24 protein-coding genes are annotated in these 26,338 nt (G+C 71.6%); 10 read left to right on the forward strand and 14 right to left on the reverse strand.

Features of this window, described 5'->3' with window-relative positions:
- The first annotated feature begins 32 nt into the window (after positions 1-32).
- From thrA to thrC, 3 genes are read left to right on the forward strand one after another with little or no spacing between them, the layout of a single operon-like run.
- On the forward strand, positions 33-2,579 hold the full coding sequence (gene thrA / locus ACT53R_RS03940) for a bifunctional aspartate kinase/homoserine dehydrogenase I (RefSeq protein WP_476170535.1): 2,547 nt from the start codon (positions 33-35) through the stop codon (positions 2,577-2,579).
- Positions 2,576-3,532 carry a homoserine kinase gene (locus ACT53R_RS03945; RefSeq protein WP_476170536.1) on the forward strand — a complete coding sequence of 319 codons (957 nt, stop codon included), beginning with the start codon at positions 2,576-2,578 and terminating at the stop codon, positions 3,530-3,532. Before thrA ends, ACT53R_RS03945 begins: the two co-directional genes overlap by 4 nt.
- Entirely contained in the window at positions 3,529-4,827 is a 1,299-nt protein-coding gene (gene thrC, locus ACT53R_RS03950; protein ID WP_476170537.1) for a threonine synthase, read from the forward strand. Before ACT53R_RS03945 ends, thrC begins: the two co-directional genes overlap by 4 nt.
- A gap of 41 nt (positions 4,828-4,868) precedes the next feature.
- Here the strand turns inward: thrC and ACT53R_RS03955 are convergent, their stop codons facing one another.
- The 3 genes from ACT53R_RS03955 to ACT53R_RS03965 all read right to left on the reverse strand — a co-directional run bounded on the left by ACT53R_RS03955 (position 4,869) and on the right by ACT53R_RS03965 (position 9,502).
- Positions 4,869-5,027, reverse strand: coding sequence for a hypothetical protein (locus ACT53R_RS03955; RefSeq protein ID WP_476170538.1), 159 nt, complete (start codon positions 5,025-5,027; stop codon positions 4,869-4,871).
- A gap of 151 nt (positions 5,028-5,178) precedes the next feature.
- Positions 5,179-8,358 carry an efflux RND transporter permease subunit gene (locus ACT53R_RS03960; RefSeq protein WP_476170539.1) on the reverse strand — a complete coding sequence of 1,060 codons (3,180 nt, stop codon included), beginning with the start codon at positions 8,356-8,358 and terminating at the stop codon, positions 5,179-5,181.
- Positions 8,359-8,374: 16 nt separating this feature from the next.
- Positions 8,375-9,502: an efflux RND transporter periplasmic adaptor subunit gene (locus ACT53R_RS03965; protein WP_476170540.1), complete on the reverse strand. Its 1,128-nt coding sequence runs from the start codon at positions 9,500-9,502 to the stop codon at positions 8,375-8,377.
- A gap of 88 nt (positions 9,503-9,590) precedes the next feature.
- On the opposite strand from ACT53R_RS03965, the gene ACT53R_RS03970 reads away from it, so the two are divergent.
- The 3 genes from ACT53R_RS03970 (at position 9,591) to ACT53R_RS03980 (ending at position 12,560) form a co-directional block, all read left to right on the forward strand.
- Positions 9,591-10,259 carry a TetR/AcrR family transcriptional regulator gene (locus tag ACT53R_RS03970; RefSeq protein WP_476170541.1) on the forward strand — a complete coding sequence of 223 codons (669 nt, stop codon included), beginning with the start codon at positions 9,591-9,593 and terminating at the stop codon, positions 10,257-10,259.
- Positions 10,260-10,448: 189 nt separating this feature from the next.
- Entirely contained in the window at positions 10,449-11,108 is a 660-nt protein-coding gene (locus ACT53R_RS03975; RefSeq protein WP_476170542.1) for a protein-L-isoaspartate O-methyltransferase family protein, read from the forward strand.
- Positions 11,109-11,162: 54 nt separating this feature from the next.
- On the forward strand, positions 11,163-12,560 hold the full coding sequence (locus tag ACT53R_RS03980; RefSeq protein WP_476170543.1) for a TolC family outer membrane protein: 1,398 nt from the start codon (positions 11,163-11,165) through the stop codon (positions 12,558-12,560).
- A gap of 83 nt (positions 12,561-12,643) precedes the next feature.
- On the opposite strand, the gene ACT53R_RS03985 is transcribed toward ACT53R_RS03980, so the two are convergent.
- Together ACT53R_RS03985 and waaA are read right to left on the reverse strand one after the other, a co-directional pair.
- Complete coding sequence (locus ACT53R_RS03985; RefSeq protein WP_476170544.1) at positions 12,644-12,883, reverse strand: hypothetical protein; 240 nt, start codon at positions 12,881-12,883, stop codon at positions 12,644-12,646.
- Positions 12,884-13,165: 282 nt separating this feature from the next.
- Positions 13,166-14,473 (reverse strand): lipid IV(A) 3-deoxy-D-manno-octulosonic acid transferase, encoded by a 1,308-nt coding sequence (gene waaA, locus ACT53R_RS03990; RefSeq protein WP_476170734.1) that lies wholly within the window; start codon positions 14,471-14,473, stop codon positions 13,166-13,168.
- Between the two features lie 94 nt (positions 14,474-14,567).
- On the opposite strand from waaA, the gene lpxL reads away from it, so the two are divergent.
- Both lpxL and ACT53R_RS04000 read left to right on the forward strand, forming a co-directional pair.
- On the forward strand, positions 14,568-15,479 hold the full coding sequence (lpxL, locus tag ACT53R_RS03995) for an LpxL/LpxP family Kdo(2)-lipid IV(A) lauroyl/palmitoleoyl acyltransferase (RefSeq protein ID WP_476170545.1): 912 nt from the start codon (positions 14,568-14,570) through the stop codon (positions 15,477-15,479).
- A gap of 21 nt (positions 15,480-15,500) precedes the next feature.
- Positions 15,501-15,923 carry a hypothetical protein gene (locus tag ACT53R_RS04000; protein ID WP_476170546.1) on the forward strand — a complete coding sequence of 141 codons (423 nt, stop codon included), beginning with the start codon at positions 15,501-15,503 and terminating at the stop codon, positions 15,921-15,923.
- A 9-nt stretch (positions 15,924-15,932) separates the two neighbouring features.
- Here ACT53R_RS04000 and ACT53R_RS04005 read toward each other — a convergent pair whose 3' ends face one another.
- From ACT53R_RS04005 to ACT53R_RS04015, 3 genes are read right to left on the reverse strand one after another with little or no spacing between them, the layout of a single operon-like run.
- A complete protein-coding gene (locus ACT53R_RS04005) occupies positions 15,933-17,258 on the reverse strand; it encodes an O-antigen ligase family protein (protein ID WP_476170547.1) in 1,326 nt (441 codons plus the stop codon).
- A gap of 19 nt (positions 17,259-17,277) precedes the next feature.
- Entirely contained in the window at positions 17,278-18,411 is a 1,134-nt protein-coding gene (locus ACT53R_RS04010) for a glycosyltransferase (RefSeq protein ID WP_476170548.1), read from the reverse strand.
- Between the two features lie 17 nt (positions 18,412-18,428).
- A complete protein-coding gene (locus ACT53R_RS04015; RefSeq protein WP_476170549.1) occupies positions 18,429-18,620 on the reverse strand; it encodes a zinc-finger domain-containing protein in 192 nt (63 codons plus the stop codon).
- Positions 18,621-18,717: 97 nt separating this feature from the next.
- Between ACT53R_RS04015 and ACT53R_RS04020 the strand changes: the two genes are divergently transcribed.
- Positions 18,718-19,377: a glutathione S-transferase family protein gene (locus ACT53R_RS04020; RefSeq protein WP_476170550.1), complete on the forward strand. Its 660-nt coding sequence runs from the start codon at positions 18,718-18,720 to the stop codon at positions 19,375-19,377.
- Between the two features lie 102 nt (positions 19,378-19,479).
- Here ACT53R_RS04020 and ACT53R_RS04025 read toward each other — a convergent pair whose 3' ends face one another.
- Both ACT53R_RS04025 and ACT53R_RS04030 read right to left on the reverse strand, forming a co-directional pair.
- Positions 19,480-20,058, reverse strand: a complete 579-nt coding sequence (locus ACT53R_RS04025; RefSeq protein WP_476170551.1) for a YceI family protein — start codon at positions 20,056-20,058, stop codon at positions 19,480-19,482.
- 92 nt (positions 20,059-20,150) lie between these two features.
- On the reverse strand, positions 20,151-20,741 hold the full coding sequence (locus tag ACT53R_RS04030) for a malonic semialdehyde reductase (protein ID WP_476170552.1): 591 nt from the start codon (positions 20,739-20,741) through the stop codon (positions 20,151-20,153).
- Positions 20,742-20,846: 105 nt separating this feature from the next.
- Here ACT53R_RS04030 and ACT53R_RS04035 point away from each other — a divergent pair, with 105 nt between their 5' ends.
- Positions 20,847-21,827, forward strand: coding sequence for a mitochondrial fission ELM1 family protein (locus ACT53R_RS04035; protein WP_476170553.1), 981 nt, complete (start codon positions 20,847-20,849; stop codon positions 21,825-21,827).
- Positions 21,828-21,870: 43 nt separating this feature from the next.
- On the opposite strand, the gene ACT53R_RS04040 is transcribed toward ACT53R_RS04035, so the two are convergent.
- From ACT53R_RS04040 to glnE, 4 genes are all read right to left on the reverse strand, one after another.
- Positions 21,871-22,275, reverse strand: coding sequence for a hypothetical protein (locus ACT53R_RS04040; RefSeq protein WP_476170554.1), 405 nt, complete (start codon positions 22,273-22,275; stop codon positions 21,871-21,873).
- Positions 22,272-22,700 carry a phage holin family protein gene (locus ACT53R_RS04045; protein WP_476170555.1) on the reverse strand — a complete coding sequence of 143 codons (429 nt, stop codon included), beginning with the start codon at positions 22,698-22,700 and terminating at the stop codon, positions 22,272-22,274. Before ACT53R_RS04045 ends, ACT53R_RS04040 begins: the two co-directional genes overlap by 4 nt.
- Before the next feature lie 14 nt (positions 22,701-22,714).
- A complete protein-coding gene (locus tag ACT53R_RS04050; protein ID WP_476170556.1) occupies positions 22,715-23,026 on the reverse strand; it encodes an ElaB/YgaM/YqjD family protein in 312 nt (103 codons plus the stop codon).
- A gap of 118 nt (positions 23,027-23,144) precedes the next feature.
- Positions 23,145-25,994, reverse strand: coding sequence for a bifunctional [glutamate--ammonia ligase]-adenylyl-L-tyrosine phosphorylase/[glutamate--ammonia-ligase] adenylyltransferase (gene glnE, locus ACT53R_RS04055; RefSeq protein WP_476170557.1), 2,850 nt, complete (start codon positions 25,992-25,994; stop codon positions 23,145-23,147).
- Positions 25,995-26,338 lie beyond the last annotated feature (344 nt).

The raw sequence follows: 26,338 nt of genomic DNA on the forward strand, positions 1-26,338 counted from the left end.
GGCCGCGGGGTTCCCCATAAGGAGCCTTTCTCATGGATTCGCAAGCCCCAATGGACGCCCCGCAAGCTTCTCCCGCCGCCAGCCCCGGGCTGTCGCGCCCGCTCGCCCACAAGTTCGGCGGCAGCAGCGTCGCCGACGCCGAACGCTACCGCCACGTCGCCGCGCTGCTGCGCGATGCGCCCGCACCTCGGGCCGTCGTGGTCTCCGCGATGCAGGGCGTCACCGATGCGCTGACCGCGCTCGCGACCGACGCCGCCGCCGGCCGCGACTGGCTGGACGGCTGGTCGCGACTGCGCGACCGTCATTTCTCCGAGGCGCGCAAGCTCGATCCGCAGGATGCGCACGCGCTGATCGCCTGGCTCGACGCCGAATTCTCCGCGCTGTCGGCGGTATTGGGCCGGCTCGCCGACGATCGCGCCGGCAGCGCCCTCCCCGCCCATGACCTCGCCGCGGTGCAGGGCCTGGGCGAAGTCTGGTCGTCGCGGCTGCTGCAGGCCACGCTCGGCGGCGAGGCTGCCGGCTGGGGCCGGCTCGACGCCCGCGACGTACTGGTCGTGCATCCGGGCGAACTCGGCGTCGCGGTCGACTGGCCGCGCACCCGCGAACGCTTCGCCGCCTGGCGCGAACGCCATCCCGAGACCGACGTCGTCGTCACCGGTTTCGTCGCCCGCGACGACGCCGGACGCCCGGCCACGCTGGGCCGCAACGGCAGCGATTACTCCGGCGCGATTTTCGCGGTGCTGTTCGATGCCGGCGAACTGATCATCTGGACCGACGTCGACGGCGTGCTCAGCGCCGACCCGCGGCTGGTGCCCGACGCCGTCTGCCTGCCGTCGATGTCCTACGCCGAAGCCTGCGAACTCGCCTACTTCGGCGCGAAGGTGCTGCATCCGCAGACGATGGCGCCGGCGATGCAGGCGGGGCTGCCGATCGTGATCCGCAATTCACGCAATCCGGCCGCTCCGGGCACGCGCATCGCCGCCGACGCGATCATCGACCACGACGCGCCGGTGAAGGGCCTGAGCGTGGTCCGCGACATGGCCGTGCTGGAACTCACCGGCGCCGGCCTGATCGGCGTGCCCGGCACCGCCGAGCGCATGTTCGCCGCGCTGCGCGAGGCCGGTGTCTCCGTCACCATGATCTCGCAGGGCTCCAGCGAACACTCGATCTGCTGCGTGGTGCCCGCGGCGCACGCCGAACGCGGCCGCGAAGCGGTCGGCGCGGCGTTCGCCGAAGCCATCGCCGACGGCCAGGTCGAAGGCGTGGGCGTCACCCGCGACATCGCGGTGCTCGCCGCGGTCGGCGACGGCATGGTCGGCCAGCCCGGCGTGTCGGCGCGGCTGTTCGCCGGCCTCGCCCGCGCACGCGTCAACATCCGCGCGATCGCGCAGGGCGCGAGTGAACGCAACATCTCCGTGGCCGTCGCCGACGCCGACGCCGTGCGCGGCCTGCGCGCGGCGCACAGCGCCTTCTGGCTGTCGCCGGCAACGCTGTCGGTGGGCGTGATCGGCCCCGGCAACGTCGGCCGCGCGCTGCTGGCGCAGCTCGCCGAAGCGATGCCGCGCTTCGCCAGCGAACCGCGCGTGGACCATCGCCTCGACCTGCGCCTGCGCGCGGTGGCGTCGAGCAAGCGCATGGCGCTCGCCGACCGGCTCGACCCGACGCAGGCGGTGGCCGCGCTGGACGATGGCGAAGCGCTGGATCTCGACCGTTTCGTCGCGCACGTCCGCGCCGAACACCTGCCGCACGCGCTGATCGTCGATTGCAGCGGCAGCGACGCCGTGGCCGCGCGCTATCCCGAATGGCTGGCCACGGGCATCCACGTGGTGACGCCGAGCAAGCACGCCGGCAGCGGCGACTGGACGCGCTACCGCGCGATCCGCGACGCCGTGCAGCACGGCGCGCTGTTCCGCTACGAGGCCACGGTCGGCGCCGGCCTGCCGGTGATCCAGACCCTGCGCTCGCTGCTCGACACCGGCGATGCACTGACCGGCATCGAAGGCGTGCTGTCGGGCACGCTGGCATGGCTGTTCAACCGCTACGACGGCAGCGTGGCGTTCTCCGAACTGGTCGCCGAAGCAAAGGCGCTGGGCTACACCGAACCCGATCCGCGCGACGACCTCAGCGGCACCGACGTCGCGCGCAAGCTGGTGATCCTGGCGCGCGAAGCCGGCGGCACGCTGTCGCTCAGCGACGTCGAGATCGAGAGTCTCGTGCCCGAAGCACTGCGCGAGGTGTCGCGCGACGAATTCCTCGCCCGCCTGTCCGAACTCGACGCACCGATGCAGGCGCGGCTGGAGGCGGCGCGCGCGGAAGGCCGCGGCCTGCGCTACCTCGCGCGCCTCGGCGCCGACGGCCGCGCGCGCGTCGGCCTGGCCTCGCCCGAACCCGGCCACGCCAGCCTGCACAGCCGGCTCACCGACAACCTGATCCAGTTCCGCACCCGCCGCTACGCCAACAACCCGCTGGTCGTGCAAGGCCCGGGCGCCGGCGCCGACGTCACCGCCGCGGGCGTGTTCGGCGACATCCTCGCGATCGCCGCCACCCTCGGCGCGCGCCCGTCGGGAGTCGCGGCATGACGGCACGGCAACAAGGCGCGGTGCGCGCGTTCGCGCCGGCCAGCGTCGGCAACATCGGCGTCGGCTTCGACCTGCTGGGCCATGCGATCGCCGGTCCGCGCGACATCGCGACGGTGCGTCGCATCGACGAACTCGAAGTCCGCATCGCCGCGATCCGCGGCGACGTGCCCGGCGTCGACCAACTCCCGCTGGCCGCCGAGGCGAACACCGCCGGGCGCGCGCTGATCGCGCTGCGCGAGGCGCTGGCGCTGCCGTTCGGCTTCGAGGTCGAACTCGAGAAAGGCATTCCGCTGGGCTCCGGCCTCGGCGGCTCCGCGGCGTCGTGCGTGGCCGCGCTGGTCGCGGCGAACGCGCTGCTCGACACGCCACTGTCGCGCGAGGCGCTGTATCCGTTCTCGCTGCAGGGCGAAGCCGTCGCCAGCGGCAGCGCGCACGGCGACAACGTCGCGCCGATGCTGCTCGGCGGCGTGGTGCTGGCGACGCTCGACCGCATGATCCCGCTCGCCGTGCCCGACGCGCTGCACTGCGTGGTCGTGCATCCCGACCAGGTGCTGGAGACGCGCCGCGCCCGCGCCGCACTGGCTGAGCCCTACCCGCTGTCGCAGTTCGTCGCGCAGAGCACGCATCTCGCGCTGTTCCTCACCGGCCTGCAGCGCGGCGATCTCGCCCTGATCCGCGAAGGCCTGCACGACGTGCTGGTGGAACCGCGACGCGCGGCGCTGATCCCCGGCTTCGACGCGGTGAAGGCCGCCGCGCTCGCGCACGACGCGCTCGGCGCGAGCATTTCCGGCGCCGGCCCCAGCGTGTTCGCGTGGTTCGCGTCGAAGGCACAGGCCGAAGCCGCCGCGCCGGCGATGCGCGCCGCGTTCGGCGACGCCGGCTACGACTCGCGCGCGCATGTCTCGCCGGTCGCGGGACCGCGCGCCGACGTGCTGCCGGAGGACATCGCATGAAGTTCGTCAGCACCCGCGGCGGTACCCCGCCCACCGGCATCGACGCCGCGCTGATCGCCGGCCTCGCGCCCGACGGCGGCCTGTACGTGCCCGAGTCGATTCCGACGTTCGACGCGGTCGCCGCGCATGCGGCCTCGCCATCGCTCGCCGCCACCGCGGCGGAAGCGCTGGCCCCGTACTTCGCCGACTCGTCGCTGCGCGATGCGCTGCCTGCGCTGTGCGCGCGGGCGTATTCGTTCGATGCCCCGCTGCGCACGCTGCACGGGCACGGCGACCATCTGCTGGAGCTGTTCCACGGCCCCACCGCCGCGTTCAAGGACTACGCCGCACGCTTCCTCGCCGAATGCCTGTCGGCGCTGCGCGCGCCGGACGCGCCGGAGACGACGATCCTGGTCGCGACCTCCGGCGATACCGGCGCGGCCGTCGCCGGCGCGTTCCATCGCCGGCCCGGCTTCGCGGTGGTGATCCTCTATCCCGACGGCCGCGTCTCGCCACGCCAGGCCCACGGTCTGGAATGCTGGGGCGACAACGTGCGCACGTTCCGCGTGGCCGGCACGTTCGACGACTGCCAGCGCATGGCGAAGACGGCGCTGTCCGACCGCGACCTGCGCGAGCGCATGGCGCTGACCTCGGCCAACAGCATCAGCCTCGGCCGCCTGCTGCCGCAGCTGGCGTACTACGCGCACACCGCGCGCAATTTTTTCGCCGCGCACGGCGCGCCGCTCAACCTCGTCGTGCCCACCGGCAACCTCGGCAACGCCGCGGCGGCGCTGGTGGCGAAGCGGATGGGCTTCCCGATCGGCGATCTTGTGCTGGCGACCAACGCCAACGACGTGCTGCCGCGCTTCTTCGCCGGCGGCGACTACGCGCCCGAAGCGACGAAGGCCACGCTCGCCAACGCGATGGACGTGGGCGCGCCGAGCAACTTCGAACGCCTGCGCCACTGGTTCGCCGACGACGCCGCGCTGCGCGCCGCGCTGCGGGCGGAATCGGTCGACGACGCGACCATCCGCACCACGATCGCGGCCGCACCGGAACGCCACGGCATCGTCGCCTGCCCGCATACCGCCTGCGGCCTGCACGTGCTCGAAGGCATCCGCGCAGCCGGCGACACGCGCCCGTGGGCGGTCGCGGCGACCGCGCATCCGGCGAAGTTCGACAGCATCGTCGAACCGCTGGTCGGCCATGCCGTCGACGTGCCGCCGGCGCTGGCCGAATGCCTCGCGCAACCCGCGCACGGCGAAGCCCTCGCGGCCGACGACGCGGCACTGCGCGCGCGGTTGCTCGACGCCTGATGCGATGACGCATGGCGCAAGCGGCCACGCGCCGCCTGCGCTCAGGTCATGTGGCGTTCGATCCCTGTCAGCACGACGGTGCCGGGCGACCGACCGAGACTCCAGGGCAAGGTGACGAACACGAACGTCGCGATGACGATGCCGCAGAGCACTGCCACGCGCGCGAGTTGGCGGAGGAAACGGGCGAGTTCGGGATGCATGGTACGGCGCCTTTCATCGGAGGATGCAGGCAGCGTGCGCGTCGCGGCTTAAGCGGGGCTTGGTGCAGACACTTCGCGACCCGGGCCGCCCGCGGTGGGAGGGGGAGGGCCGCCAGGCGGCCCGGATGCGAAGACGGGACTGCCGCGCGGATCAATGCGCGGCGGTCGCGCCGACCTCTTCGGGCCGCACGCGGAACCACGCGGCGTACAGCGCCGGCAGGAACAGCAGGGTGAGCGCGGTGGCGACGATCAGGCCGCCCATGATCGCCACCGCCATCGGCCCGAAGAACGCGCTGCGGGTGAGCGGGATCATCGCGAGGATCGCGGCGAGCGCCGTCAGCACGATCGGCCGGAAACGGCGCACGGTGGCCTCGACAATCGCGGTCCAGCGATCGAGTCCCGCACCGATGTCCTGCTCGATCTGGTCGACCAGGATCACCGCGTTGCGCATGATCATGCCCATCAGCGCGATCACGCCGAGCATCGCGACGAAGCCGAACGGCACGCGGAACACCAGCAGGAACAAGGTCACGCCGATGATGCCCAGCGGCGCGGTCGACACCACCAGCAGCACGCGCGAGAAGCTGCGCAGCTGCAGCATCAGCAGCGTGAACACCACCAGCACGAACAGCGGCATGCCCGCCTTGATCGAGTCCTGGCCGCGCGCCGAATCCTCGATGGTGCCGCCGGTCTCCAGCAGGTAGCCGTCGGGCAGCGTCTTCCGGATGTCTTCCAGCGTCGGCAGGATCTGGTCGACCACGGTCGGCGGCGTCGGGCCATTGACGATGTCCGCGCGCACGGTGACCGTCGGCAACCGGTTGTGGTGCCAGATCACGCCGTTCTCGAAGGTCGATTCCAGGTGCCCGATCTGCATCACCGGCACGGTGCCGCCGTTTGTGGTGGGCACCGCGAGGCTGCCGAGCAGTTCCAGCCGCTCACGCTCGTCGGCAGGCCCGCGCAGCAGGATCTCGATCAGCTCGTTGTCCTCGCGGTACGTGCTGATGTGCTGGCCGGACAGCGCGCTCGCCAGGAACGCCGCGACCTGCTGCGACGACACGCCCAGCGCACGCGCGCGGTCCTGGTCGATGACCAGTTTCACCACCTTGCTCGGCTCGTCCCAGTTGAGGTTGACGTTGATCGTGTTCGGGTTCGCGCGCACCTTCGCCAGCACCTGCCGCGCGATCGCCTGCACGCGGTCGATGTGCTCGCCGGAAATGCGGAACTGGACCGGATAGCCCACCGGCGGACCGTTCTCCAGCCGGGTCACGCGCATTTGCAGCGTCGGGAAATCGTGGCGGACTTCGCCCATCAGCCAGTCGCGCAGCACCTCGCGGCCGTGGATGTCCTTCGCCCGCACCACGAACTGCGCGAAGTGCGTCTGCGGCAACTGCTGGTCCAGCGGCAGGTAGAAGCGCGGCGAACCGGTGCCCACGTACGCGACATAGTTGTCGATGTCGCGACGCGTCGCCAGGCGCTTCTCGATCTCGCGCACGACATGGTCGGTGGCCTTCAGCGAACTGCCTTCGGCCAGCTCCACGTCGACCATGAGTTCGAGCCGCGTCGAATCCGGGAAGAACTGCTGCGGCACGAAGCGGAAGAGGAAAATCGACAGCACGAACATCGCCAGGGTCGTGCCGATCACCGCCCAGCGATGGCGCACGCAGGCGCGCACCAGACCGCGGAAGCGCCGGTAGAAGCCGGTGCCGTAGGGATCGTGCGCGTGCGCGCCCGGCGCGACGATCGGCGCCGGACCGAGCACGCCGGCGTATTGCGGCCAGCGATCGGCCAGCCGCCCACGGAACGCGCGGAGGCGGCCCGACAGCGAACCGGGCTTCGGCAACGCATGCGGGTCCGGCAGCATCTTGTCGCCGAGGTACGGGATGAACAGCACCGCCGCCACCCACGACACCAGCAACGCCAGCGCCACCACCTGGAACAGCGAGCGCGTGTATTCGCCGGTGCCCGACTGCGCGGTCGCGATCGGCAGGAAGCCGGCCACCGTCACCAGCGTGCCGGTGAGCATCGGGAACGCCGTGGTCTCGTACGCGAACGCGGCCGCGCGCAGGCGCGTGAAGCCCTGCTCCATCTTGATCGCCATCATCTCGACCGCAATGATCGCGTCGTCCACCAGCAGGCCCAGCGCAAGCACCAGCGCGCCGAGCGAGATCTTGTGCAGGCCGATGTCGAAGTAGTGCATCGCGCCGAAGGTCATCGCCAGCACCAGCGGGATGCTGACCGCCACCACCAGGCCGGTGCGCAGGCCCAGCGAGAAGAAGCTCACCAGCAGCACGATGATCACGGCCTCGGCGAGCACGCGCACGAATTCACCGACCGAATCGCGCACCGCCGCGGGCTGGTCGGCGACGCGATGCAGTTCCAGGCCCACCGGCAGCTGGCGTTGCAGCACCACGGTTTCCTCGTCCAGCGCCTGGCCCAGCTTCACGATGTCGCCGCCGGGCTTCATCGCCACCGCGATGCCGATCGCGTCCTTGCCCATGAAGCGCATCCGCGGCTGCGCCGGGTCGGCGTAGCCGCGGGTGACCGTGGCGATGTCGCCGAGGCGCAAGGTGCGGCCGCCGGCGCGGATCGGGAAATCGCGGATGGCCTGCACCGACGTGAACGCGCCGTCGACGCGCAACTGCACGCGGTCGGTCGCGGTCTCGAAGAACCCGGCCGGCGTCACCGCGTTCTGGGTCGACAGCGCTTCCTGCACCGCCGCCAGCGGGATGCCGAAGGTCGCGAGCTTGGTGTTCGACAGCTCGATCCAGATCTTCTCGTCCTGCAGGCCGAGCAGGTCGACCTTGGCGACGTCCGGCACGCGCTGCAGTTGCAGTTCGAGGCGCTCGGCGTAGTCCTTCTTGACCGCGTCGTCGAAGCCGTCGCCGGTCAGCGCATAGAGGTTGCCGAAGGTGTCGCCGAATTCGTCGTTGAAGAACGGGCCGACCACGCCTTCGGGCAGCGTCTGGCGGATGTCGCCGACCTTCTTGCGCACCTGGTACCACAGCTGCGGCAATTCACGGCTTTCCATCGAATCGAGGGCCATGAAGATGACCTGCGATTCGCCCGGACGCGAGTACGAGGCGATGCGCTCGTAGTTGCCGGTCTCCATCAGTTTCTTCTCGATGCGATCGGTCACCTCGCGCGAGACGTCCTCGGCGGTGGCGCCGGGCCACAGCGTGCGCACCACCATCACCTTGAAGGTGAACGGCGGGTCTTCGGACTGGCCCAGTTGCCGGTACGACCACGCACCGATCAGCGCCAGCAACAGCATGGTGTAGAGGACCAGCGCCCGGTTCGCGAGCGCCCATTCGGAAAGGTTGAAGCGCCGCATGGTCAGGGTCTCCGGGTCACTGTGCGCCGACGGGGCGGTTGGCACGATCGACCGGCAGCACCGGCAGGCCCGGGTACAGCAGGTGCCCGCCCGCCACCACGACCCAGTCGCCCGCCTTCAGGCCGGACAGCACCGGCACGGCATCGGCCCCGTACGGACCGACGGCGACGGGAACCGGATGCGCACGTTGCGCCTTGGGATCGGCCACCCACACCACGGTCCGGCCCTGGTCATCGCGCTGCAGGGCGCCCAGCGGCACCGCCAGGGGGACGGTGGCGTCGCCGGGCGCGCCGATGTAGACGCGGGCGCTCTGCCCGATCGCCAGCGTCGGGCCGCCGTCGGGTGCGAGCGTCGCGCGCGCGGCGTAGGTGCGGGTGAGCGGGTCGGCGACCGGTGCGATCTCGCGGATCCGACCTTGCAGCCGCTGACCCTTGTCGTTCCAGGGTTCGATCAGCACCGGCTGGCCGGCGTGGAAATCGGCGATGTTCGCCTCCGGCAGGGCGAAGGCGACTTCGCGCTCGCCGTTCGCGACGAAAGTGAAGACGCCCTGCGCCGGGCCCAGCACCTGCCCCGCTTCGGCCATACGCTGACCGATCGCACCGTCGGCTGGTGCGCGCAGCTGGGTGTAGCCGCTCTGGTTCGAGGCCACGTCGCGCTGGGCACGCGCGGCCCGGGCCTGACCTTCGGCGGCACGCAGGGCCGCAGTCTGCTGGTCCAGCGCGGAACGGCTGACCAGCTGGTCCTTGGCGAGCGCGGCGAAGCGGGCGTGGTCGGCACGGGCGCGGGCAAGCTGGGCTTCGGCAGCGGCCAGTTGCGCCTGCGCGGCGTCGGTCTGGAGACGGAGATCGTCCGGATCGAGCTCGGCCAGGAGATCGCCGGCGTGGACGACATCGCCGGCGTCGACGAAGCGGCGGGCCAGCTTGCCGCCGACCCGGAACGACAGCGTGCTTTCCTCGCGGGCGCGGATTTCACCGGCGTAGGCCGTGGTGCCGAACGCGCCTGCCGGCCCGGCCTCGGCCGGGTGCGCCACCAGCACCGGCCGGGGCGGTTCGGGCGCCGCACCCTGGTTGCCGCAAGCCGCCAACCCCGCCACCATCGCCAGCAGCGTCGCCGCCCGGACGCTTCTTCCCGCGTGCATCGCCATGATCGCCTCGCCGGTTCCGGATCATCCGGAATTAATGAACTGGCAGGTATCGTATAAATAACAAACCAATTAGTCTAGTATTCATTCCATGAGCGCGTCCCACCCCAGCACCGCCCCCGCCGAGCCCGCGAAGGCCGGCCCGGGCCGCCCCAAGGATCTCGGCAAGCGTGCCGCGATCCTGGACGTGGCCAAGCGCCTGTTCACCCAATCCGGCTTCGACGGCGTGAGCATGGACCAGATCGCCGCAGAGGCCGGCGTGTCGAAGCTCACCGTCTACAGCCATTTCGGCGACAAGGAATCCCTGTTCAGTGCCGCCATCCGCGCCAAGTGCGAGGAACAGCTGCCGTCGGCACTGTTCCTGGCCGGGCTGGAAGGCAGCCTGCGCGAACAACTGACCGCCATCGCACGTGCCTTCCTCGCCCTGATCACCAGCGAGGAAGCCGTCGCCATGCAGCGGATGATGATGGCGCCGGGCACCGGCGATTCGAACGTGCGCGAACTGTTCTGGCAGGCAGGCCCGCAGCAGGTGAAGGACGTCTTCTCGGAGTTCCTGCGCGGGCGCGTCGCGCGCGGCGAACTGGACATCGCGGACGTGCCCCGCGCGGCGTCGCAGTTCCTCTGCCTCGTGAAGGGCGACCTGCACATGCAGTTGCTCTGCGGCATGTCGTGCAGCGGCCCCGACACCGACATCGAGGCCCACATCGACTCGACGGTCGATTTCTTCCTGCGTGCCTACGCCACCGAGGCCGCCGCGTGAATCCCCGGTCGCCCGTGGACGCTGCGTGGCGTGCCTGCGCCCGGCGCTCCGGTCGTCCCGGTGACTTCCGGCACTCAGTCGCGCCCCCCTGCACCGGCGATCCTGCGCCTGCGATGCGACGGCGCGCCCGGTACACTTGACGGTTGTTCCCGCCCTCCACCCGCTGTGCCCATCGCGAGAGACCCCACGATGACGATCGATTTCGCCAAAGCCCGAGAGACCATGGTCGAACAACAGGTTCGCCCCTGGGACGTGTTCCAGCCCCGCGTGCTCGAAACCCTGGGGCGGCTGCCGCGTGAGCGCTTCGTCGCCGAGTCCCACCGCGCACTGGCGTACGCGGATCTCGCGCTGCCCATCGGCCACGGCGAACAGATGATGAAGCCGGTGCTGGAAGGCCGCACCCTGGAATCGCTGGCGATCGGTGCAGGCGAGGACGTGCTGGAGATCGGCACCGGCAGCGGTTACCTGACTGCCTGCCTCGCCGCACTGGCCCGCGACGTGGTCAGTCTGGAACGCCATGCCGACTTCGCCGAGGCCGCCCGCGCGCGCCTGCAGGCGCAGGGCATCGCGAACGTCCGCATCGAGACCGCAGACGCCTACGCCTGGGACTCCGACCGCCGGTTCGACGCGATCTGCGTCGGTGGCGCGGTCGACGCCATCCCGGCGCGCTTCCTGCGCTGGCTGCGTCCCGGCGGCCGGATGTTCATCGTCCATGGCCACGCCCCGGCGATGGAGGCCGCGCTGGTGCGCCCCGCCGACGGCACCGCCGGGTTCGCGATCGAATCGCTGTTCGAAACCGAACTGCCCTATCTCGCCGGCGGCGCGCCGGCACCGCAATTCCAACTGTAACCGACCGACCGCGATGCCGGAGATGCAGCGGACCGATCAACCCGAAGGATGCCCATGACTCGCCGCCCCCTCGCCCACACGCTCGCCATCGCCCTGACCACCCTGCTGCCGCTCGCCGCCCATGCGGACGACCTGCTGCAGACCTACGAACTCGCGCGCGACAGCGATCCCCAGTTCTCCGCCGCCGAATCCACCCAGCTGCTCTCGAAGGAGGGCGCGGTGCAGGCACGCGCGGCGCTGTTGCCGCAGCTCAGCGGCAGCGCGTCGTACAACCGCTCGCACGGTAACAGCAACGGCTCGCAGGTCTTTGCCAACACCTTGGTCACCAGCGATTCCGACAGCACCACGACCGCGCGCGACTACGGCGTGAACCTGCGCCAGGTCGTGTGGGATGGCGGGCTGTTCAGCCGCGTGCGCAGCCAGAACGCGCTGGCCACCGCCGGCGACTTCCAGCTGAAGTCGGCGGGCGATTCGCTGATGACCCGCACTTCGGCGGCGTACTTCAACGTGCTGGTGGCGATGGAAACCCTCGCCGCGGCCGAAGCGCAGGAGCAGGCGCTGAAGAAGCAGTACGACTTCGCCGACAAGCGGCTGGAAGTCGGTCTGGCGCCGATCACCGACGTGCATGAAGCCAAGGCGCAGTACGAAGCCGCCCGCGCGAATACCATCGTCACCCGCAATGCACTGGATGATGCCTACCGCGCCCTCGCGGAGATCACCGGCAAGGACGCGAGCGTGCTCAAGTCGTTGCCGGCGGACTTCCAGCCCGCACTGCCCTCGTCGCTGGATGTCAACGGCTGGGTGCAGGCCGCACTGGACAACAACCCCGCGCTGAAGGCCAAGGAATACCAGCTGCGTTCGGCCGAAAGCGACATCACCAGCGCCCGCGCCGGCCACCTGCCGACACTGTACCTCGGCGCCAACTACGGCAAGACGCGCACCGACGGCGACCAGACCAACAACCTCACCAGTGCCACCACCGCGTTCGACAACGAAAGCAAGTCGCGCAGCATCGGCCTGACCCTGTCGGTGCCGATCTTCTCCGGCGGCGCCACCCAGTCGCAGGTGCGTTCGGCGCTGGCGCAGCGCGACATCACGGCAGACCAGTTCGAACAGCAGAAACGCGCCCTCGTGCGCAGCACGCGCAGCGCCTATGAGTCGCTGGTCGCCGGCATCAGCGAGGTCGAGGCCCGCCGAGCCTCGGTGTTCGCCGCGCGCAGCGCTTACGAGGCCTCGCAGATCGGGCTGGAAGTCGGCACCCGCACCGTGCTGGACGTGCTGAACAACCAGCAGACGCTGTTCAACGCCGAACGCGAATACGCGCTGTCGCGCTACAACTTCCTGCAGAACCGGCTGCTGCTGGAGCAGGCCGCGGGCACGCTCGACGTCGACGACCTGAAGGACGTCAACCGCCTGCTGACGGTGGATGCGGCGCCGAAGACCGCGCCCTGATCGACGCCGACAAGCTGTTTCCGGAGACGGGCCGCGCATGCGGCCCGTCGTCGTTTGCGGACGTGCAAACTCAACGCGCAAACTCAATCTGCGCTGCAGTTGCCATCGAGGCAGACGATGCTGCCGACCAGCAGCCAGCCATCCGGCATGCAGAGGTAGTAATCGATGGTGAAGCCCGTCGGGAAATCGGTCTGGATCCATTCGACCGACCACAGGTTGTCGTTGTTGCATGCCGGGAGGGTCGCCGCGGAGACGGGCGTGGAGAACGTGATGCCGAAGGCAAACGCGACCGCGGCGAGCGCGGTGAGGAAAGCGCGTGACATGGGAAGTCTCCTGAAGTGACGTGAGTCGACGCGAGACCGGCGCGCGATGGCGATGGGCCCCGCGTGCGTGTTGTAGTCCCGCGGGAAACGGCAGGAATTGACCCTCGTCACGCGGATTTCCCTTCAAGCGACGACGTTTCGATGGATTCCGCGCGGCGCATAGGCGCCCTTGAAGCGACCGGGGAAAATGCACGGTCGCATCGGCGATCGCGATCGATCCGCGCATTGCGATGGAGCACGCGATGCGTGCCGCAGCGCACGCACGATGCGTGCGCGCGGCGGTCAGCGCGAGGCCGTCGCGATGAGATCCAGCGTGCGCCGCAGCGCGCCTCGCCCCTGTTCGACGAGTGCGCGACCGGTCTCGGCCATGCGCGCACGCCCGGTCGGATCGGCGAGCAGGGCCTCCAGCGCGCCGGCCACGCCCGCGGCATCGGCCTCGATGCGCACCGCGTCGACGCGACGCAGTTGTTCGGCGATGTCGGCAAAGTTGTGCAGGTGCGGGCCGGTGACGATCGGCACGCCGACGGCCGCGGGTTCGAGCAGGTTGTGGCCGCCGACCGGCTGCAGGCTGCCGCCGACGAAGGCCACGTCGGCGCAGGCGTAGAACGATTGCAGTTCACCGAGCGTATCGATCACGAACACCGCGTCGTCGCCGTCCGGATGCACGGTGAGCGTACGCGTGGCCACGCGCAGGCCGGCGTCGACCGCGAGCTGGGTGACCGGGCGGAAACGTTCGGGATGGCGTGGCGCCCACAACAGCAGCAGGTCGGGCCAGCGCGCGCGCAACTGGCGATCGATCGCCAGCACCTGCGCTTCCTCGTCGGGATGCGTGCTGGCGGCGATCCAGGTCGGCCGTCCCGGCACGGCCGCGCGGAACGCCGCAGCAAAATGGGCGATGCCGTCGAGATCGATGCGCACGTCGTATTTGAGGTTGCCGAGCACCGCGAGCTGGTCCGGACGCGCGCCGAGTCGCGCGAAGCGGTCGGCATCGCCCTCGGACTGTGCGGCGACGGTGCGGAAGGTGCGCAGCGCCCGGCCCACCAGCGGACGCAGCACGCGATAGCCGCGCAGCGAACGCTCCGACAGCCGCGCATTGACCAGGTACGTCGGCACGCCGTGGTCGCGGCAGGCGAACAGCAGATTCGGCCAGAGCTCGGTTTCGACGATCAGCCCCGCCTGCGGCCGGAACCGGCGCAGGAAACGCGACACCGCACCGGTAAGGTCGTAGGGCAGGTAGACATGGGCGACGCGATCACCCCACAGCATCTTCACGCGTTCGGAGCCGGTGGGCGTGATCGTGGTGACCAGCAGGCGGCGATCGGGCCGTTCGCGCAGCAGCGCATGGATCAGCGGCGCGGCGGCGTTGACCTCGCCCACCGACACCGCGTGCACCCACAGGTGCGGCGCATCGGGCGCGGGCACGTCGCCGTAGCGGGCGTAGCGCTCGTGCCAGCGCAGCAGGTAGGCGCGCTGGCGGAAACCGCGCCAGACCAGGTGGTACAGGGTGACGGGCAGCAGCACGTACAGCGCCGCCGAATACAGGCCGCGCAGGGTGCGTTCGATCGCGCGTTCGAAGAAGCCGGCCCGCATCCACACAGGATAACCGGCCCGGCCGACCGCACGCCCGTGGCGCATGTCCGTGCCACGCGACGGACGCCCGCGGCATGGCCGCTTACAATGCCGCATGTCCTTCGCGTTCGACGCCCCGCCACCGCGCTCGCCCGCCACCTGGCCCGCGTGGCTGGGGATCGGCGTGCTGGCACTGCTCGCGCGGCTGCCGTGGCCGCTGCAGCGTGCGCTGGGCCGCGTCGCCGGCGATGCCCTGCGCCTGCTGCTGCGCGACCGCCGCCGCGTGGCCGCACGCAACCTCGCACTGTGCTTCCCCGAGCTGGACGCCGGCGAACGCGCGGCGCTGCTGCGCCGGCATTTCCGCGCGCTGGGCATCGCCCTGTTCGAGTTCGGCCGCGCCTGGTGGGGCTCGGTCGAGCCGCAACGCCGCGGGCTGCGCATCGAGGGCGTGGAGCACCTCGACGCCGCGCGCGCCGCCGGCCGCGGGGTGATCGTGGTCTCCGGCCATTTCACGACGCTGGAGATGAGCGCCCGCCTCGCCTGCGATGCGGTGCCGCTGGCCGGCATGTACCGGCCCTACCCGCAGGCGGCGATGGAATGGGCGGTGCTGCGCGGGCGCTCGCGCTACGCCGCGGCGATGTTCGCCAAGCAGGACGTGCGCGGCGCGGTGAAGCACCTCAAGCGCGGCGGCCTGCTCTGGTACGCGCCCGACCAGGACCCCAGCCGCGGCGAGAGCGTGTTCGTGCCGTTCTTCGGCCAGCCGGCGAAGAGCCTGGCCTCGACCCACCAGCTGGCGCGGCTCTCCGGCGCGGCGGTGGTGATGTTCGAGCACATCCGCCGCGACGACGGCGGCTACACGCTGCGCTTCTGGCCGGCGTTCGAGCACTTCCCGTCCGACGACGCCACCGCCGACACGGCGCGCGTGATCACCGCGATCGAAGCGATGGCGCGCACCGCGCCCGAGCAGTACCTGTGGATCCACCGCCGCTTCAAGCGCCGGCCGGACGGCAGCCGGGTCTACGACTGACCCCGACACGGGAACACGCGCATGGACGACGTCATCCGCTTCCGCTCGACACGCTTCCGGGTCGAACCCGGCGAGGACGCGGAGATCAATCCGGGAATCTACGGCCGGCAGCTCGCCGACTGGCTGCGCGCGCGCCTGATCGAGGCCGGCGAGGCCGTCGAACCGGTCATCGCCGAAGACTGGGGCCGCTGCCTGATGTGCCGACGCGACCCGTTCCTGCTGTGGATCGGCTGCGGCAACGAAAGCGGCATCGCGCCGCCGGTCGAACCGCCGCCAGCCGCGGAAGACATCGTCTGGGTCTGCTTCGTCACCGCCGAGATGCCGCTGCTGAAGCGGCTGTTCGCGCGTCCCGACACGACGCCCGCGGTCGACGCGCTGCGGCAGACATTGCAGGGCATCCTCGCTGCGGAACCGTCGATCACCCTGCTCGGCGACGACGATTGAAGCAGCCGCTCACGCCTCCGCCGGCGGCGCCTCGCGGCCGAGCAGGCTGCCGGCGTAGAACGCGGCCAACAGCAGCATCGCGCTGCCCCAGAAGCTCGAATAGAACGCGAGGTGGGTGTTGAACGGGAACACCGTCACCGCCAGCGCCAGCATCGCCGGATACGCCGCCTCGCGCGCCGCGGGTTCGGCGTAGCGCCACGCGCGCCGCGCCAGCGCGACGCCGGCCAGCCACAGCAGCAGGCCGAACGCGCCGGTCTCGCTGAGGATCTCCAGCACGATCTGGTGCGCGTGGTAGGCCGGGCCGATGCCCCAGGCCGCGCGCTCGGTCGGCGCCGGGTCGCAGGCCGGGAACGCCTGCCGGAACTGGCGCGGGCCGACGCCGTTGAACGGATGCGTCTTCGCCATGCACAGCGCGGCACCCCAGATGCGCCCGCGCCCCGACAGCGCGCTGTCGACGCCCTCGGCGTCGGCGCTGAGCGCGAACGCGGTGCGCTCGATGCGCTCGCGCACCTGCGGCGAGGCGAAGGTCAGCGCCACCAGCACCGCCGCGCCCGCGCCGAACACCGCCAGCAGCCGGCGCCAGCCCAGCAGGTGCCAGCCCGACAGCAGCAGCACGAGGCCATAGGTGATCCACGACGCGCGCGAACCGGCGAGCAGGATCGCGATGCCGACCGCGCCGGCCGCGACGAGCCAGCCGATGCGCCCGAAGCGCTGCGCGGCGGCGATCAGCGCGAACGGCGACAGGCTGGCGAGGATCACGCCGAGCTTGAGGTTGCAGGGCCCGAACGCGCCGCTGAGGCGGTCCAGCGTGGCGACCTCGTCGGCGGTGCAGTAACCGTGGCCGCTGATCGCGGTCTTGGCGGCGTCGAGCGCCGCGAACATCGGGCTGGTACCCGCGACGGCCTGGATCAGGGCATCGACCGTCCACGCGCCGACGATGAGCGCGAGCCCGGTGAAGGTGACGCGCCGGCCGCGCGCATCCGCGACTGCCGCCGCGGCCAGCCACAGGAACGGCAGGTAGCGCAGGTCGACGGCGACCGCGCGCAGGGCGTCGACACGGTCGATCGCGTCCACCGCCGCGAACAGCTCCGGCAGCCAGTAGGCGAAGAACAGCACGCTGGTCAGCGCCCACGCCTGCGGGCTGAGCAGCGCCCCGCCGCCACGGAAACGCACGTACAGCAGGCGGCCGATCGCGATCAGCGCGCCCAGCGCCAGCACGGCCTGCGGCACGCCCTTCGCCGGCCACAGTGCGACGAACGCCAGCACCCAGAACGGCGCCCAGCGCCAGCCGGCAGGCACGCGCGGTTCTGCGGCGGCGGTCGGAGCGTCGGTCATCGGAAGCGGGCGATCGGCATCAGGCGGAGGAAGCGAGGAGTTCGTCGTAGCAGGCGAGGGTCGCGGCCTGCATCGCCGCGAGCGAATGCGGCAGCGGCCACGCCGGCATCGTAACGGACGCGCCGGCTTCGAGCAGCGCGCACGCCGCGCGATGCAGCGCGTCGACGTCGAACGGCGCCACCGCACCCGCCGGGCACAGGTCGCCCAGCAGTTCGCCGACGCCACCGTGCGCCCAGCCGACGACCGGCCGGCCGGTCGACACCGCCTCCACCACCGTGCGCCCGAACGCCTCCGGCTTGCGCGACACCTGCAGCACGAGGTCGCTGGCGGCGTACGCGGCGGCGATCGCGGCGGTCGGCGGCGTCATCGCCAGCGCCCCGGCGATGCCGAGCCGCGCGGCTTCGGCCTCCAGTTCGGCGAGATAGGCCTCGCGGCCGGGCTCGCGCACGCCGGGCATCCACAGCCGCGCGTCGAGACCGTCGCCGCGCAGCGCCGCCAGCAGCGCCAGCGCGTCGCCGTGGCCCTTCAGCCGCGTGCCCCGCCCCGGCAGCAGCAGCAGCGGGCCGTCGCCGCCCAGCGCGGGATGCTCGGCGGCGACCTGCGCCCGCGCCGCGCGGTCGGGCCGCGGCCTGCGCGGGAAGGCGTCGGGGTCGATCCCGCGCGGGATCACCCGCAGTTTCGCGGGATCGGTGTCGGGATAGTGTTCGAGCACGTAGTCGCGCACCGTCGCGGACACGCAGATCACGCGCTCGCCGCGGGTCATGATCCGGCTGTAGCGCGACGGCGAATTCAGGCCGTGCACCGTGGTCACGAAGCGCGGTCGGGTCGCGGCCGGCATGCCGCGCAGCGCGAACCAGCCGACCCACGCCGGCAGCCGCGAGCGCGCATGCACGAGGTCGGCGCCGACCTGCGCGAACAGCCGGCGCAGCGTGCGGACATGGCGGAAGGTCAGCGGCGACTTGCGGCCGATGTCGAGGGCGGCGTGCTCGGCGCCGAGCGCTTCCAGCGTCGGCACCAGCCGGCCGCCAGCAGACACGACGACGGCGCGATGCCCGGCGCGGACCAGCGCCTCGGCGATCTCGAGCGTGGAACGTTCGACGCCGCCCGAATGCAGGGCCGGCAGCAGCTGGACGACGACGAGGCGGCGCGACACGGCGCCGGCGGCCGCGGTCAATCGATCAGGACGTACTGCGCGCCGCAGTACGGGCAGGTGGACGTGCCGCCCTCGGCCTCGATCGCCAGATACACGCGCGGATGCGAGTTCCACAGCGCCATCGCGGGCGAGGGGCAGCTCAGCGGCAGGTCGCCGCGATGCACTTCGTAGCGTTGCTGGGCATTGGCGGTGGCGGGCTGGGCGGTCATGGCACGGTCTGTCCTGCGCGGAACCGGCATTCTAGCCCAGAGCCCGCCGTCCGACGCCGTTAGCATGCCGGCACCCACCCCGCAGAGGCCGCACGCCATGGACAGCGCCACCGGACCCACCGTCGAAATCGTCGGCCGCGAGGCCTCGCACTACACCCGCCAGGTGGGGATGCTCGCCCACGAACTGGGCATCGCGTACACGCTGTCGCCGATCCTCGACCTGATGAGCGAAGACCCCGCGACCTTCGCCGGCAACCCGGCGCTCAAGCTGCCGGCCCTGCGCCACGGCGACACCGTACTCTGGGGCAGCGCCAACCTCTGCCGCTGGCTGGCGCGGCACGCGCGCGGCGGCGAGGCCCGGGTGTTCCTGCCCGAGCACGCCGAAGACCCGCTCTGCATGAACGCGCACGAGGTCCTCGCCCACGCGATGGCCGTGCACGTCGAGGTCATCTTCCACGAACTCGTCTCGAAGCGCCCGCCCGACGTCGCCTCGCACAAGCGCCGCGCCAGCCTAGTCAATTCGCTCGCCTGGTTCGACACCGAATGGGACGCCATCCGCGCCACCCTGCCGGCCGACCGCATCGCCGTGTTCGACCTCGGCCTGTTCGCGCTGCTGGAACACATCCCGTTCCGCAACCCGATGGACCTCTCGCACCTGACCCGCCTCATGGCCTTCGCCGACGCCTTCCGCCAGCGCCCCTCGGCGCAAGCCACGCCCTACCGCTTCGACGCACCGCCGCCTGACGCGACGCGCTGACCCGCGGCTCGCCCGGACCGTCGCCCACGCCGCTGGCAACAAAAAACCTCCCCGCCGCAACGCGACGGGGAGGTCCGGGGGAGGAGCGCCCGCGAGGGCGGATTACTGCGCCTTCGGCACCATCGCCTCGGTCGTGATCGTCAGCTTCACCTCGTCGCTGACGTTCGGCGCGTACTTGCCCAGGCCGAAGTCGGTACGCTTCACCGTCGCCGTCGCGCTGAAGCCCGCGGCTTCGCGCTGACCCAGCGGATGCACGCCCAGCTTGTTGATGGTCACGTTCAGCGTCACCGGCTTGGTGATGCCCTTGATCGTCAGGTTGCCGACGACGATCAGCTTGTTCTTGCCGGCAGCCTTCACCGACGTGCTCTTGAAAGTGATCGTCGGGTACTGGGCGGCGTCGAAGAAGTCCGCGCTGCGCAGGTGGTCGTTGAAGTCGGGGACCTGGGCGTCGAGGCCGTCCAGCGGCAGCGTCACTTCGACCTTCGAGGCGGCGACGTTGGCCGGATCGTAGACGATCACGCCGTCGGCCTTCAGGAAATTGGCGATCGGATTGGAGAAGCCGAAGTGGCTCCAGCTGGCGACCACGTCGGTGTGGTTGGGGTCGATCTTGTAGGACGTCGGCGCGGCGAAGGCGATGGTGGAGACCAGGGCGAGCGCGGCGGCGATCAGCGTGCGTTTCATGGGAACACTCCTGTGGGATGCGGGCGGGTGGCGATGCAGCAGAGAGGCGACCGGGGCGGCGACGGTTGCGCGCCCCTGCCGTCGAGCGGGGATCAGGCGATCAGGCAGGCTTCGTCGAAGCCCAGCCGCGGCGAGCGCGGGAACAGCGAGGCCGGGTCGCCCTTGCCGAGATTGACGAGGAAGTTGGAGCGGATCGCGGTGCCGGCGAAGAAGGCTTCGTCGACCATCGCGTTGTTGAAACCGGACATCGGGCCGCAATCCAGGCCCAGCGCGCGGGCGGCGAGGATCAGGTACGCGCCCTGCAGGCTGCCGTTGCGCAGCGCCACCGTTTCCAGCACCGGCTCGGGGCGGCCGGCGAACCAGCTGCGCGCGTCGGTGTGCGGGAACAGCACCGGCAGCTTGTCGTAGAAGGCCATGTCATGGCCGACGATCACCGTCACCGGCGCGGCGAGGGTCTTCTCGCGGTTGCCGGCGTCCAGCGCCGGGCCCAGCTTCGCCTTGGCCTCGGGCGAACGCACGAACACGAAGCGGGCCGGGCAGGCGTTGGCGGCGGTCGGGCCCCACTTCAGCAGCTCGTACAGCCGGTGCAGGGTGGCGTCGTCGATCTCGCCGGAGAAGGCGTTGTAGGTGCGGGCGGTGCGGAACAGCTGGTCCAGCGCGGGGGCGTCGAGCGATGCGGACATGGGTGAATCCCGGCGTGTGAGAATGTGAACGAGGGGCGCAGTGTAGAGTTCGTTGCGGCGATGGACAGCCGCACCCCGGGAACGTATCGAGTCAAATCCGGAACGATGGCGACCAACGACGCCGATTCACCACAAATCTGTGCCGTCAGCGACGGCCGTGCCGGCAACGACCGGCAGGCGGTCGCGCTGGCGACGGCGCTTGCCCGCGGCGCCCCGATCCGGACCGTCACCCTGACCCCGCGCCTGCCCTGGCGCCTCGCCGCCCCGCGGGCATGGCCGAACGCGGAACGCGCCTTCGGGCCGGCGTTCGCCGCGCTGCTCGACGCCCCGCCGGCGGTGGTCGTCGGCTGCGGCAGGCAGGCCGCGCTGGCCACGCGCCTGCTGCGCGCGCGCGGCGCGAAAGCCGTGCAGATCCTCGATCCGCGGATCGATCCATCGCACTGGGACGTGGTGGTGGTGCCCGAACACGACCGTCTGCGCGGGCCGAACGTCGTGCCGGTGCTGGGCAGCCTGCATCCGATCGACGACCGCTGGCTGGCGCAGGCCCGCGCCGATTTTCCGGCCTTCGCCGACCTGCCCCGCCCGCGCACGGCGGTGCTGCTGGGCGGGCGCACGCGCCACGCGCGTTTCGACCGCATGGCCTTCGAGGTGCTGGGCTCGAAGCTGGAAGTCGCCCTCGCCCGCGACGGCGGCAGCGTGCTGCTCACGGCCTCGCGGCGCACGCCGAAGGAACTGCGCGACGTGCTGGCGCACCGCTACGACGGCACGCCGGGCGTGGTCTGGCGCAGCGAGCGCGACGGCCCGAATCCCTACGCCGGGCTGCTGGCCTGGGCCGATCGCATCGTGTGTTCGCCGGACTCGGTCAACATGGTCACCGAAGCCTGCGCCACGCGGGTGCCGGTGTACGTGTTCGATCCCGGCCGTGTACGCGGGCGGCCGCGACGCTTCCTCGATGCGCTGCTGGCGAAGGGCCGCATCCGCGCGATGGACACCGCGCTGGCGACGTTCGAGGTGGAACCGCTGCGCGAATCGTCGCGGGCGGCGGCCGAAGTGGCGGCGCGGCTGGGGCTGGCGCCGCGGGCCTGAGCGTCGTCGCGGATCTAAGTCGTCGCGAACCAGTCGTCGCGAACTAGCGGCGGGATGCCGGGCGACGAGGCGCCGGCTTCGCGGGACGCGCCGCGGGGTCGCGATCGACGTCGGGGCGGAACATCCGGAACGCGCCCCACGCCGCCAGACCGGCGACGACCGTGGCGGTGCCGAGCACGGGCCGACGCTTCAGCGCACGCACGGCGGACAGCGCCATCGCGGCCGCCCACGGCCGCCGCATCAGGCTGGCGGCGAGTCCGATCCAGCCGCTGCGCGCGGCCACGCCGGCGCCCAGGCCACCGAGGCTGGACATCACGCCGCGCACGTTGCCGGTGCCGTGACGCAGCTCGGCCACGGCGCCGGCCAGTTCGTCGCGCTGCATCGATGCACGCATGCGCAACAGTTCCATGCGCAAGGCGCGGACTTCGGAACGGGGGTCGCGACTCATCCCGAGATCTCCGGGTCGTCGCCATCGGCGACGGTGTTCTGGGCATCACCGCCCTCGCCCGCCGCGCCGAAGATCGCGCGGCGATCCTCGGCGAGCTGGCGCAGGGTTTCGGCGAGCGGGGCCGGGGCCGCATCGATCTCGCGCTTCAGCGAACCCAGCATCGCCAGCGCCACGCCGGCGTACAGCAGGGCGAACCCGAGCAGCGACCACGGGCCGACATGGGGCCACAGCAGCGCGACCAGCAGCGCGGTGGCCGTGACCACCGCGAACACGGCCAGCAGCATCGCCAGCAGGCCGCGCAGGAACCAGCGCAGCAACTGCGCCCGCGCCTCCGCGAGCTCCAGGCTCGCGAATTCGGCGCGGGACATCAGCAGGTTGAGCGCGGCGGTGCCGACGCGGCGCAGGGACTGCAGCGGCGATGCCATGGCCGGACGCGCCCTCAGCGGCGCGAGACGAGCAGGCCGACCAGGAAGCCGACGCCGGCGGCGATGCCGATCGAACCCCACGGGTTCTCGTGCACCCAGTCGTCGGTGGCACGGGCCGCGGCCTTGGTGTTGCGCGCGACCGAGGCCTGCGCGTCCTGCAGGCGCGCACGGGCGCGACCGAGGGCTTCACTGGCCCGCGCACGCAGCGCCTGCGCACGCTCGCCGGTGGCGGACGCGGCTTCTTCCAGGATCGACTCGACGTCGTCGAGCACGACCTTCGCGTCGGTGACGAGTTCTTCGGTGTCCAGATAGTGGTTCTTCGACATGGAGCGTCTCCTTGGCAGGGGAATGTGGATCGCGACCGGGGGAGGATCGCGCGGATGCACCGGCCGGCACATCGTGGGCGCAGCATAGCGCGCCCGGGGCGCGGCCGGGCTTCGGTATTCAGGACGCAGCCATCGTCGTGCGATCCGGGCCTGCATCGGTGTCGTCGCCATGCAGAACGCGGCGCGTGGCCGCGATCACGACCGCGCGCGCCATGGCCACCGCTGCATCCGGCACGACGATCCGTGCGCGCCGGTCGAGGGTGCACGCCAGACCGGCGGCGACCAGCGCGGCATGCGCACCCTGCAACGAAGCGGCGGCGCCCTCGTCGAACGCGCCGGCGTCGCGCAGCGCAGCGATCAGTCCGGGCGTGTCGCGCGGCGCGAGCAGCGCCGGCGCGCGTGCGGCGTCGCGCAGCACGAGGAACTGCAGCAGGAATTCGAGATCGACCAGCCCGCCCTCGCCCTGCTTGAGATCGAAGCGTTCGCCGGTCGAGCGATCCAGCTCGCCGCGCATGCGCGCGCGCATCGCCCGCACCTCCTCGCACAGTGCGTCCGCGTCGCGCGGGCGCGCGAGCGTGTCGGCGCGGGTGCGCTCGAACGCCTCGCACAGCGCGGCATCGCCCACGACCGCCCGTGCGCGCACCAGTGCCTGGTGCTCCCAGGTCCACGCACGCTGGCGCTGGTAGTCCTCGAAGCTCGCCAGTGTCGACACCATCAGGCCCTTGGCGCCGTCGGGGCGCAGGCGCACGTCGACCTCGTACAACCGCCCGGCGCCGGTGGGTGCACCCAGCAGCGCGACGATCTTCTGCGCCAGCCGCGCCGCCCAGCGCGGGGCGTCGAGCGCGCGCGCGCCGTCGCTCATCGCGTCGGCCGGCGCGTCGTGGACGAAGACGAGATCGAGATCGGAGCCGAAACCCAGCTCGCGTCCGCCGAGGCTGCCGTAACCCAGCACCCCGAAGCGCAGGCCGGCAATCCGGCCGTGCTGCGCCTCCAGTTCGCGCAGCGCGAGCGTATGCACGGCGACCAGCAGCGCATCGGCCAGCGCCGCCAGCCGGCGCGCAGCCTCGACCGCTTCGACGCGACGATCGAGCACCGCCAGCGCGATGCGGAAGCCCAGCGTCTGCCGCGCCTCATTGAGTGCGAGCAGCGCGGCCTCGCCGTCGTCGTGGCGCAGCGCCGCCGCCGCGGCATCGGCGAAGGACTTGTCGCCGGGCAGCGGCCCGGCGACGCGCAGGTCGAGCAGTTCGTCGAGCAGCAGCGGGTGCTTGGCCAGGCGATCGGCCAGCAGCGCGCTGCGCGCCAGCGTGTCGACCAGCCGCGACAGCGCCGCCGGCTGTTCGTCGAGCAGCGCGAGATAGCTCGCGCGCCGCAGCAGCGTCTGCAGCACCGCCAGCGCGCGCCGCAGCGCCAGCGGCGGCTCGCTGGACACGGCGATGCCGGCCAACAGCGCGGGCATGATCCGATCGAGCCGCGCACGCGAGGCATCGGACAATTCGCGCACGCCCGGCGCACGCGCGAAGTCGCGCAGCACGGTGTCGGCCCCGCCTGCGTCCGCGAAGCCGGCGTCCTGCAACGCACCGGCGTCGCCGGCCGTGTCCGTGCCGTTCTCCGCACGCAGCGCGCGCCAGTAGGCGACCAGCGCATCCGGTCGCGCGACCTCGCCGCGCGGCGCGAGCAGGGCCGCGAACTCGCCGGCGACGCGCGCCCGGTGCGCCTCCAGTTCGATCGACAGCGCGGCCCAGTCGGCAAAGCCCAGCCCGCGTGCGATGCGCGCACGGTCGTGCGCGTCCTCGGGCAGGCGCTGGGTCTGCGCGTCGCGCAGCATCTGCAGCCGGTTTTCCAGCACGCGCAGGAAGCGGTACGCCGCCAGCAGCGCGTCGCAGGTGTCGGCGGTCAGGTGACCGGCGTCGCGCAGCGCACGCAGCGCCGGCTGCAGGCGACGCTCGCGCAAGGCCGCCTCGCGACCACCGCGGATCAATTGCAGCGCCTGCGCGAGGAATTCGACCTCGCGGATGCCGCCCGGACCGCGCTTGATGTCGTCGGCCATGTCGCGGCGCGCGACTTCCGCGGCGATGCTCGCCTTCATCTCGCGCAGGCCGTCCAGCGCGCCGTAGTCGAGGTAGCGCCGGTAGACGAACGGCCGCAGCGCGTCGAGGAAACGTCCGCCTTCCACGATGTCGCCCGCCACCGGCCGCGCCTTCTGCCAGGCGTAGCGCTCCCAGTCGCGGCCTTCGCGCTGGAAGTACTGCTCCATCGCCGCGAAGCTCAGCGCGATGCGACCGGCGCTGCCGAACGGACGCAGGCGCAGGTCGACGCGATGGCAGAAGCCTTCCGCCGTGGTCTCGTCGAGCAGCTTCGCGAGCTGCTGACCCAGTCGCGCGAAGTAGTCCTCCGCAGCCAGTGCGCGCATGCCGTCACTCTCGCCATCGCGGGCGTAGGCGTACACGAGGTCGACGTCGGAACTGAAATTGAGCTCTCCGCCGCCGAGCTTGCCCAGCGCGAACACCACCAGCCGCACCGGCGCGCCGTCGGCATCGCGCACGACGCCGAAGCGCTGCGCGAACTCGGTTTCGAGCGCGTCGAGCGCGATGCGCAGGCAGTCGTCGGCCAGCGCGCTGGTGCCGGCGAGCGTGTCGTCCAGCGTGTCGAGGCCATGCACGTCGCGCCAGACCAGGCGCACCGACACGGCCTGGCGATGGCGTCGCAGCAGCGTCGGCCATTCGCCGCGCTGTTCGGCCGAAAGCACCGGTGCCGGCAGCGGCGACGCACCGTCGTCGGCCAGCAGCGCGGGCAGCAGCGCGGGCTGGCGCAGGCAGACATCGACCGCGAAATCGCTGGCCTGCACGAGCCGGCGCACGCGCGCCGCGGCGGAAGGATCATCGGCCAGTGCGGGCACGACGGCGCACAACCGCGCGAGGGCGCGGTCGAGCACGGCATCGGAAGGATCGGGCGGAAGCGGCGACGTCATCCGCGGATTCTGGCATCCCGGCGTGATGACCGACTGCGCGACGACCGACGGCACGGCACCGTCCGGCGGGAGCAGCGGAAGGAATGACGGGCAATAAAAAGCCCGCCCCGGTCGAACCGGTAGCGGGCCTGCTCCCTCCCCCACGTCGGGATGCCGGCGCATCGTGAAGGATGCGTTAGGACAAAGCACGCTGCGGTGCAAAAAAGAACCCGACGGTACATTTAAGCGCCCCGGAGGGACGCGCCATCGCGACACGGAACGCCCTCGTGCGCGGCCATCGACCGGCATACTGCGGACGCCGGACCACTGCGTCCGGCGTCTCCATCCGCGGCGTCGAAGGGTCC

Source organism: Lysobacter sp. DMC104 (assembly GCF_056313665.1).

Coding starts and splice junctions, on each gene's coding strand:
- lpxL (WP_476170545.1), top strand. CDS start 14,568: ATGTCCTTCGCGTTCGACGCCCCGCCACCGCGCTCGCCCGCCACCTGG.
- ACT53R_RS03955 (WP_476170538.1), bottom strand. CDS start 5,027: ATGCATCCCGAACTCGCCCGTTTCCTCCGCCAACTCGCGCGCGTGGCA.
- ACT53R_RS03945 (WP_476170536.1), top strand. CDS start 2,576: ATGACGGCACGGCAACAAGGCGCGGTGCGCGCGTTCGCGCCGGCCAGC.
- ACT53R_RS04020 (WP_476170550.1), top strand. CDS start 18,718: ATGGACAGCGCCACCGGACCCACCGTCGAAATCGTCGGCCGCGAGGCC.
- ACT53R_RS03960 (WP_476170539.1), bottom strand. CDS start 8,358: ATGCGGCGCTTCAACCTTTCCGAATGGGCGCTCGCGAACCGGGCGCTG.
- thrC (WP_476170537.1), top strand. CDS start 3,529: ATGAAGTTCGTCAGCACCCGCGGCGGTACCCCGCCCACCGGCATCGAC.
- ACT53R_RS03970 (WP_476170541.1), top strand. CDS start 9,591: ATGAGCGCGTCCCACCCCAGCACCGCCCCCGCCGAGCCCGCGAAGGCC.
- ACT53R_RS04005 (WP_476170547.1), bottom strand. CDS start 17,258: ATGACCGACGCTCCGACCGCCGCCGCAGAACCGCGCGTGCCTGCCGGC.
- ACT53R_RS04030 (WP_476170552.1), bottom strand. CDS start 20,741: ATGTCCGCATCGCTCGACGCCCCCGCGCTGGACCAGCTGTTCCGCACC.
- glnE (WP_476170557.1), bottom strand. CDS start 25,994: ATGACGTCGCCGCTTCCGCCCGATCCTTCCGATGCCGTGCTCGACCGC.
- ACT53R_RS03965 (WP_476170540.1), bottom strand. CDS start 9,502: ATGGCGATGCACGCGGGAAGAAGCGTCCGGGCGGCGACGCTGCTGGCG.
- ACT53R_RS04025 (WP_476170551.1), bottom strand. CDS start 20,058: ATGAAACGCACGCTGATCGCCGCCGCGCTCGCCCTGGTCTCCACCATC.
- ACT53R_RS04000 (WP_476170546.1), top strand. CDS start 15,501: ATGGACGACGTCATCCGCTTCCGCTCGACACGCTTCCGGGTCGAACCC.
- ACT53R_RS04015 (WP_476170549.1), bottom strand. CDS start 18,620: ATGACCGCCCAGCCCGCCACCGCCAATGCCCAGCAACGCTACGAAGTG.
- thrA (WP_476170535.1), top strand. CDS start 33: ATGGATTCGCAAGCCCCAATGGACGCCCCGCAAGCTTCTCCCGCCGCC.
- ACT53R_RS04040 (WP_476170554.1), bottom strand. CDS start 22,275: ATGAGTCGCGACCCCCGTTCCGAAGTCCGCGCCTTGCGCATGGAACTG.
- ACT53R_RS04035 (WP_476170553.1), top strand. CDS start 20,847: ATGGCGACCAACGACGCCGATTCACCACAAATCTGTGCCGTCAGCGAC.
- ACT53R_RS04045 (WP_476170555.1), bottom strand. CDS start 22,700: ATGGCATCGCCGCTGCAGTCCCTGCGCCGCGTCGGCACCGCCGCGCTC.
- ACT53R_RS03985 (WP_476170544.1), bottom strand. CDS start 12,883: ATGTCACGCGCTTTCCTCACCGCGCTCGCCGCGGTCGCGTTTGCCTTC.
- ACT53R_RS03975 (WP_476170542.1), top strand. CDS start 10,449: ATGACGATCGATTTCGCCAAAGCCCGAGAGACCATGGTCGAACAACAG.
- waaA (WP_476170734.1), bottom strand. CDS start 14,473: ATGCGGGCCGGCTTCTTCGAACGCGCGATCGAACGCACCCTGCGCGGC.
- ACT53R_RS04050 (WP_476170556.1), bottom strand. CDS start 23,026: ATGTCGAAGAACCACTATCTGGACACCGAAGAACTCGTCACCGACGCG.
- ACT53R_RS03980 (WP_476170543.1), top strand. CDS start 11,163: ATGACTCGCCGCCCCCTCGCCCACACGCTCGCCATCGCCCTGACCACC.